The organism is Desulfobacterium sp. N47 (assembly GCF_051233685.1).
Lineage (GTDB): Bacteria > Desulfobacterota > Desulfobacteria > Desulfobacterales > RPRI01 > RPRI01.
Genome location: NZ_JBAMMY010000099.1, coordinates 1 through 8040, shown reverse-complemented (window position 1 = coordinate 8040; position 8040 = coordinate 1). Strand labels below are relative to the sequence as shown.

Here is an 8040-nt window from a genome sequence, read left to right as displayed (position 1 = left end):
CCGCATCAAAAACTTGACAAAAAAACACCGGATATGGTCTACTGGGAAACATTTCCCAGGAAAGAGGCAGCAGCCTGAATAAGCAGTTTATCACTTAAAAAAAGCATTTTGCTGTTCAAACAATCCCGACCACCGCTGTATGTGTTTATATTAAAAGGTTCTTTTATTTTGATAAATTCCAGATACGGTCACACTGACTCTGTTTTATTACACCTTTGACCTTTGTTCGGTTTTTTGTTAGTTGTATATTTCTATAATAACGATATTTATTGCAGGAGAATAAAAATATGCATTATGAAGGCAATATTATAAGGCCGCCCAGCGAGGCGGACAGCATCCTTATTCAGGTTACTGTGGGATGTTCAAGGAATAAATGCACTTTTTGCGGCACTTATATGGGGGAACGCTTTAAAATTAAATCCGATTCCATTATAATGGAGGATATAGAGTTTGCAGCTAAATACTGTAAACGCCAGCTAAGGGTTTTTCTGTGTGACGGAGATGTTCTTATAATTCCTCAGAAAAGGCTGGTGAAAATACTTACCGAAATAAAAAAACAGCTCCCCTGGGTTACAAGAATCGGTTCATATGCCAATGCCAAAAGTATAAATTCAAAAACTCCTGATCAGCTTAAGGAGCTCAAAGCTCTCGGTTTAGGTATTCTTTATATGGGTCTTGAATCAGGCGATGATGTGACTCTTGAAAACATTAAAAAGGGAGCCACTTCGCAGCATATGATAGAAATGGGTAAAAAAGCCAAAGAGGCCGGCCTGAAACTTTCAATTACAGTTCTTCTGGGAATAGCGGGCAGGAAACGATCCATTATTCATGCAAAAGAAACCGGTAGAGTGCTTTCTGCTATAAGTCCGGAATATATGGGCGCTTTAAGTCTGATGCTTATTCCGGGAACTCCTTTATATGACGATTATGAATCGGGAAAATTCGAGCTTATTACACCCCTTGAAATGTTAAAAGAGCTTCGCGCCATGATAGAAGCCACAAATGTTTCAAAAGGACAATTTCATGCCAATCACGCTTCAAATTATCTGTCGATAAGAGCAAGACTTCCCAGAGACAAGGAGGCAACATTAAGTCTTATCGATAAGGCTCTTGCGGGCCAAATTGCATTAAGGCCGGAATCAATGCGGGCAATGTAAGCGGAATTAAACCAGTAATTTTTTATAACCTTTTGATAATTAAGTTGATTTTATTCTACCTCAATAATTCCTTGCGTATGATTTAAAACAGGTATAACAAGCCGTCCAATAACAATAAAACCAGCTTTAAAAAATATGATGATTTGAAAAAAGTTATAACTAAGGAGACAAAAATATGGGTAACAACACGCCTGAAAACCAAAAAGATTTAGATCAACTTTGCATAAATACAATACGCGCGCTTTCAATGGATGCAATTCAGAAGGCCAATTCAGGCCATCCGGGTGCACCAATGGGGCTTGCGCCTTTAGCTTATACTCTCTGGACACGCATGCTAAAACATAATCCGGCAAATCCTGCCTGGTTTAACAGAGACAGATTTGTGCTTTCCGGCGGACATGCATCCATGCTCCTTTACAGCATGTTATACTTAACCGGCTATGATCTTTCACTCGATGACATAAAAAATTTCAGGCAGTGGCAAAGCAAAACCCCGGGACATCCGGAATACGGGCATACATCCGGTGTTGAAACAACCACAGGACCTCTTGGCCAGGGCTTTACCAATGCAGTCGGGATGGCAATGGCCGAAAGGCATCTTGCAGCATGTTATAACACCAAAGAATGCGAAATTGTGGACCATCACACGTTTGTTGTTTGCGGCGACGGTGATCTCATGGAAGGAATCACTTCCGAGGCGGCTTCTCTTGCAGGTCATCTCGGACTTTCAAAACTTATCTGCATTTATGATGATAATAAAATATCGATAGAAGGAACTACTGCTATCGCATTCACAGAAGATGTAGGCGCAAGATTCAAAGCCTACAACTGGCATGTGCAAAAAGTTGAAGACGGAAATGACGTTGATGCGATCTTTAAAGCTCTTAAAAAAGCAAAAGCCGAAAAGAATAAGCCGTCGTTAATTATGCTGCGCACTCACATTGCATACGGCAGTCCCAACAAACAGGATACACCGGATGCCCACGGCTCACCTTTGGGCGAAGAAGAAATTCGTCTCACGAAGAAAAACCTTTCCTGTCCCGATGATACCCCTTTCTGCGTCACAGACAAAGCTCTTGAGTTCTGCCGTCAGTGCCTTGATAAAGGTAAAAAAGCCGAGAAAAAATGGCAAAGGCAGGTCAAATCATATGAAAAAGATTTTCCGGTGCTTGCAGCCGGATTAAAAGATGCGATAAGCGGCGATTTACCCGAAGGCTGGGATAGCGATCTTCCCTCTTTTTCAAATACGGACAAAGCAATTGCTACAAGATCGGCATCAGGCAAGGTCTTAAACGCAATTGCCGGGAAAGTGGCAAATCTTATAGGCGGATCAGCCGATCTGGCGCCTTCAAACAACACGTTAATAAAAGACTCATTTGATTTCCAGAAAGACAGCTATAATGGCCGGAACATTCGTTTTGGGGTAAGGGAACATGCTATGGGTGCAATACTTTCCGGCATGGCTCTTCACAAAGGGATAAGGCCGTTTGGCGGAACATTTCTAGTGTTTTCCGATTACCTGCGTCCTTCTATTCGTTTAGCCGCTCTGATGAAGATACCCGTTATATATGTATTCACTCATGACAGCATAGCCGTTGGAGAAGACGGTCCGACGCATCAGCCAGTCGAACATGTTGTAAGCTTACGCGCAATTTCCGGATTAACCGTTATAAGACCCTGTGACGCCAATGAAACAAAAGAGGCCTGGCGCTATGCAATCAAAAACACACAAGGCCCGGTTGCGCTTATTCTTAGCCGCCAGAATCTTCCTATAATAGAAAGAACCGAATCAAATTCCGAAAGCCTTCTTGAAAACGGCGCATATGTTATTTATGATTCGCCGCAAAAGCCGTCTCTTATAATTATAGCTACAGGCTCTGAGGTTAATATCGCAATTGAAGCGGCAAAAACCCTTGAACAAAAAGGAGTTGCTGCAAGAGTTGTAAGCATGCCAAGCACTGAACTTTTTGAGAAAGCCTCCGCTGAGTATAAAGATAAAGTTCTTCCGCAGGATACATCAAACCGGATCGTGGTTGAAGCAGGAATTACCATGGGCTGGGAGCGCTATGCAGGAGATAAGGGAGAAATAATAGGCATCAGCGGTTACGGAGCTTCGGCACCGGGCGGCACACTGATGAAAAATTATGGTTTTACTTCAGACAATATAGTGCAAAAAGCGGCTAAGATGCTAAAGCTTTAATAAAAAGGATTTCATGTTTATGGATTACAAGATATTGGCGACCACCTTTGTGATGGTTTTTCTCGCAGAACTTGGAGATAAAACGCAGCTCGCCACATTTTGCTTAAGCGCTGATAATGATTCAAAAGTTTCCGTATTCATTGGTTCTGCGGGTGCTCTTGTTTTAAGTTCGCTTATAGCGGTTCTCTGTGGAACCGCTATAAGCAGAGTAATACCTGTAAACTATATTAAAATAGCAGCAGGTATCTTTTTTATCGCAGTAGGTGTGTGGACTATTTACGCTGTGCTGAAAGCCACATAAATAATTGATGATACTATAAATTAAACAAGCCCGGTTGCAGCCTTAATCACTGCTTTGTAATCGGGCTCTTCAGCAATTTCTTTTATAATCTGGATATGCTGAATAATCCCTTTTTTATCTATTACAAAAACAGCCCTTGCAAGCAGCCTCAGATCTTTTATCAAAACGCCATATGCTGATCCGAAGGATGCTGTCTTATAATCCGAAAGAGTAACCACTTTATCAACTCCGGCAGCCCCGCACCAGCGTTTCTGGGCAAAGGGAAGATCCATGCTGATTGTTAAAATCACAATATCATTGCCAAGTCCGGCAGCTTCCGTATTAAACCGCCTTGTCTCCATATCGCAAACCGGAGTATCAAGCGAAGGAACCGAAGAAATAATACAAACTTTACCTGCAAAAGTTGATAGGCCCGCAGGTTTCATATCATTATCAGTCACTTCAAATTCAGGAGCTTTATCTCCGACCTTTAAGATGTTACCCGTGAGTGTAAGCGGATTTCCCTTCATTGTTACCAACCCGGATCTTTCCTGCATTTCGTCTCCTCCTTGTTTTATGTTTTTAACTCATTATTAGTCTTCATTTCTCTCAGGAACAATAATCACTCTTTTTTTGGGATCTTTATTCTGTTTATAAAACGTTGCAATATGTCCGATAATTCCTGCAAGCTCGCATTCAGCTATTATTTCGATTTCAGATGATATTTCCTCTTTCATCTCTTTTTCTTTAAAATCAAGAAATTTGACTTTTATAAGTTCGTGTTTTTCAAGAGCATCGGAAATCGATTTTATCAGCGATTCCGTTAAACCCTTTTGTCCTACAAAAACATAAGGCTTAAGTTTGTGCGCAAGGCCTTTTAAATATTTTTTCTGGTAACCTTTAAGTTTTTTCAAAAGCATCCTTTCATCAAGTTATTTTTCCACCATTATGGAAATCGAAAAATATGAGACTTTATCTTTTCCACTATTTTCAAAAAAAGTTTGTAAAACTTCATTTTGATTCTTATCAGCCCCGCCTATGGTAACCCACTTTCCCAAAGGCACATTTATAACAGTTGCAGCCTCACTATATCTGATTATGCCACCTTGCTTACGATCTGAAATTCTTGGAACAATTTTTATATCAGCATGATCACCCCTTATTACGGGTGTGACCTCAAGGCCGGTTTCCACATTTTCAAAAACAACAGTGTCCATACCAACCGGATGCCTTCTGTTAAGATTTATCCATCTCTCATTATAAGGAACCCTTTTGCCGGTTATAATATAAGCAGGACTTCCCGAAGCAACATTTATAAAATATTCATTCCCGGCGCTTTTTCTTTTATCAACATCTTTAACCCGGACATCGACTCCATCCGGATTCGCCCCGGAAGATATTCTGCCGTGCTTCCCATGGACCCCGCCTGTAATCGAAACGGATCTGTTTTCATCGATTTCGTTTTCAGTAAATCTTATTCTTACTTTAGCCTGTTCAATTGCTTTGTCAAATTTTTGCATCACCTGCAGTATTCTTGTAACGGACTGTTCAGAATCTTTTACAACAAGAGAATTTGTCCGCTCATCCATAGTCACGGAACCATCCGGCGTAATCAGACTTTCAACTATCTTAAGAGCATCCCCGGCACTTCGATAACGGATCTGTATGATTTCAACAGTATCAGCAAAACATGATAAACAGATAAAAGAACACATGATTATAATACTTAAAAGATGCTTTTTTATATAAATATTTGTCATTTTAAGATCCGGATAACGTTCATCCCTTATCTTGAATCTGCATTATTGGTTTTTCCTGAATTATCTCTTTTTAAAATGCAAGTAGCAACTATTCATTTAATAACGGAAACAACGACTGAAATATTTTAATAAAAACTAACCGGCAATACAATATTTTGTTTCTAAAACCTTACAAAGGCACAAGGTCTCGTGAAAACGCATAAAACATGACTGTCCTTAATTAATACGAAGTCGCATTCAAACGCTAATTGTGTTGGCTTCGTCGTCGGCTCCTCGACGTACTGTTCATGTACGCCTGCGTCGCCTCCTCCTTGCCGCCTTGTTATCATTTTGAATGCAGCTTCGTATAGAGATATACACGTATCCCCCTTTATAGGGTGGGAAAATTAAGTTAAAAAACTTCTCATATTCAAATTGAAGTTTTTCTCCAAATACCGTATTAAATAATTATGACTGAATCTTCGTTTAAAGGCAGGTATATTCTTGCTTCCCAGTACTTTTTATATTTTGGCGTAATGGGGGCATTTCTGCCCTATTTTAATCTATACTGTTATAAAATCGGTTTTACGGGTTTTCAGATAGGAGCTTTATCCGCTACAAGATCAGTTGTAATGATAATATCGCCTCTTATTATGGGAACTCTTGCAGATCGCTTTCAGACAAGAAAAACAATATATCTGACCTGCCTTTTTATAAGCGTTGCAATCTGGTGTTTTTATTTTTTTACTTCAGATTTCTGGGCAATGCTTATAATCACGGTTTGCTATACGGTATTTTATTCTCCGATAATATCTTTCCTTGAAACTTTTACTATAGAGATGCTCGGTAAAAAGAAGAAGAGCTATGGCAGCATAAGAGTCTGGGGCACTATAGCTTTTATTGTGACAGTATTTATACTGGGAAAAATTCTTGATATATATCCTATCAGAATAATCCTTCTTTTTATTCTTATTGGTTCTGCTTTACAAGCTGCTTTGGCAACTAAAATTTCTGATGTTAAAACTGCTAACAATAAGCCTTTCTACAATGAAGCCATAAGGCTTTTAAAAAAACGGGAAGTCATTATTTTTCTTGCAAGCGCCTTTTTAATGCTTGTAAGCCATGGGATGTATTATGGATTTTTTTCAATTCATCTTGAACGCTTAGGATATGACCGTACATTCACAGGCGTTGCCTGGGGATTGGCCTCATTGGCAGAAATACTTGTGATGATAAATTCAAAAAGAATTTTTAGGTATTTTTCTATAAATACGGTTATTATTTTTGCATTTGCTGTAGCGATCTTACGATGGTTAATACTTTCTTTAACAATATCTCCTGTAATTATTCTTTTGTCACAGACTTTACATGCATTTACTTATGCTGCTTTTCATATATCAAGCATTCTTTATATTGATTCCATGACTTCGGATGAAACCAAGACACTCGGTCAGGCAGTTAATAATGCTGTAACTTATGGGCTCGGGCTTATGGTTGGATTCTTTCTGAGCGGATGGCTTTATGAAAAAGCAGGCTCATCTGCACTTTTTGGTTTAAGCAGCTTAATTGCTCTTATGGGAGGAATAATTTTTATATTATTTAAGCTTTTCGATACAAAAAAAGGCGGGAACAATTTTATATCGAATACCGGATAGAATGCAAAATCATCAAGTTCCCGGATATTGGCTCAATATCTCAAAAAGTGTGAGTCTTTTGATTGGTGTCACCAGATCAGGCTGAGGTTTGTCCGTCCTCGGCCTGTTAGCAGGTTTTATGATTCTCTCAGATATTAGTCATGTTATTTCAAGATAAGATTCTTGACAAAAAAGGCTTGATATAATACAGCAAGCAGGAGTTTTTTTAGGAAAATTATTGTGTTTTTAGTTTAGTAAAAAACACTATGGATGGTAATAGAAATATTTTATATTCATGTTTGTGCGGTAAAATAAATCAGCAATCTTAACAGGAGGTTACTAGTATGGCAGATTATAACATCAATATTTTCTTGGATGATGAAAAATTAAAAAAAGTTGAAGCCGCTGAGCTGGCCGGTCAGGTTAAAGAGATTGACGGCAAGAAGGCAATTCAGGTTCCTTTCACCGACAAGGAACATAAGAAACTTATAAAAGGTTTTCCGGATTTGACATTTGATGCATCCAACGGCTGCATCATTCCTGAAAACGCCGAAAATACACTTTTTGGTATTGTAATCGACATGAAGACTGTAGATGTCATTAAATTTGCAATTATGAAAATTTACAATCCACTTGCAGGAAAATCTATCAGATCTGCAAGATATTAATGGTTGAACAAGAATATCTGTTTGTAATTTAAATCCCGTTAGAAAACTCATTTCTAACGGGATCTTTTGTTTCTTGTATTCCGTAAAACCCTTATCTGACGATTAAATTGCAATCATTTTTTATTCTTTTTAAGTTTATCCCTGTATTGCCTTGCTTCATCTATCTGCTTTTTTTGCCTGACATTAAGCTTCCGATAGTAATCTCATCAAGCCGTTTAAAAATTATAATGGACCCCGAAATTTGAACTGATGGTTAAGCTGCTTTTTCTGTGATATTGACTCCATTATAAAGGAGACAGAATGAGAAAGCAATATCCAGGGAATTTTAAAGCAAAGGCTGCATTGGAAGCCATCAGGTCAGA

General features: G+C 38.8%; 8 protein-coding genes. 5 read left to right on the top strand and 3 right to left on the bottom strand.

Annotation, left to right across the window (positions count from 1 at the left end; all coding sequences use genetic code 11):
- Positions 1–287: 287 nt before the first annotated feature.
- The 3 genes from VXK47_RS06230 (at position 288) to VXK47_RS06220 (ending at position 3658) form a co-directional block, all read left to right on the top strand.
- The gene (locus VXK47_RS06230) at positions 288–1157 is read left to right on the top strand and encodes a radical SAM protein (protein ID WP_435547908.1); all 870 of its coding nucleotides are present in this window, start codon (positions 288–290) and stop codon (positions 1155–1157) included.
- 175 nt (positions 1158–1332) lie between these two features.
- Positions 1333–3357: a transketolase family protein gene (gene tkt / locus VXK47_RS06225; protein WP_435547907.1), complete on the top strand. Its 2025-nt coding sequence runs from the start codon at positions 1333–1335 to the stop codon at positions 3355–3357.
- A 19-nt stretch (positions 3358–3376) separates the two neighbouring features.
- Positions 3377–3658 (top strand): TMEM165/GDT1 family protein, encoded by a 282-nt coding sequence (locus VXK47_RS06220; RefSeq protein ID WP_435547906.1) that lies wholly within the window; start codon positions 3377–3379, stop codon positions 3656–3658.
- A 20-nt stretch (positions 3659–3678) separates the two neighbouring features.
- Here VXK47_RS06220 and tpx read toward each other — a convergent pair whose 3' ends face one another.
- Genes tpx through VXK47_RS06205 form a run of 3 tightly spaced genes read right to left on the bottom strand, consistent with a single transcriptional unit; the run spans position 3679 to position 5397 of the window.
- Positions 3679–4194, bottom strand: a complete 516-nt coding sequence (gene tpx, locus VXK47_RS06215) for a thiol peroxidase (protein WP_435547905.1) — start codon at positions 4192–4194, stop codon at positions 3679–3681.
- 36 nt (positions 4195–4230) lie between these two features.
- Entirely contained in the window at positions 4231–4551 is a 321-nt protein-coding gene (locus VXK47_RS06210) for a YhbY family RNA-binding protein (protein ID WP_435547904.1), read from the bottom strand.
- 18 nt (positions 4552–4569) lie between these two features.
- A complete protein-coding gene (locus VXK47_RS06205) occupies positions 4570–5397 on the bottom strand; it encodes a secretin N-terminal domain-containing protein (protein ID WP_435547903.1) in 828 nt (275 codons plus the stop codon).
- 449 nt (positions 5398–5846) lie between these two features.
- Between VXK47_RS06205 and VXK47_RS06200 the strand changes: the two genes are divergently transcribed.
- Together VXK47_RS06200 and VXK47_RS06195 are read left to right on the top strand one after the other, a co-directional pair.
- Positions 5847–7031, top strand: a complete 1185-nt coding sequence (locus tag VXK47_RS06200; protein WP_435547902.1) for an MFS transporter — start codon at positions 5847–5849, stop codon at positions 7029–7031.
- A gap of 323 nt (positions 7032–7354) precedes the next feature.
- The gene (locus VXK47_RS06195) at positions 7355–7678 is read left to right on the top strand and encodes a DUF6955 family protein (RefSeq protein ID WP_435547901.1); all 324 of its coding nucleotides are present in this window, start codon (positions 7355–7357) and stop codon (positions 7676–7678) included.
- Positions 7679–8040 lie beyond the last annotated feature (362 nt).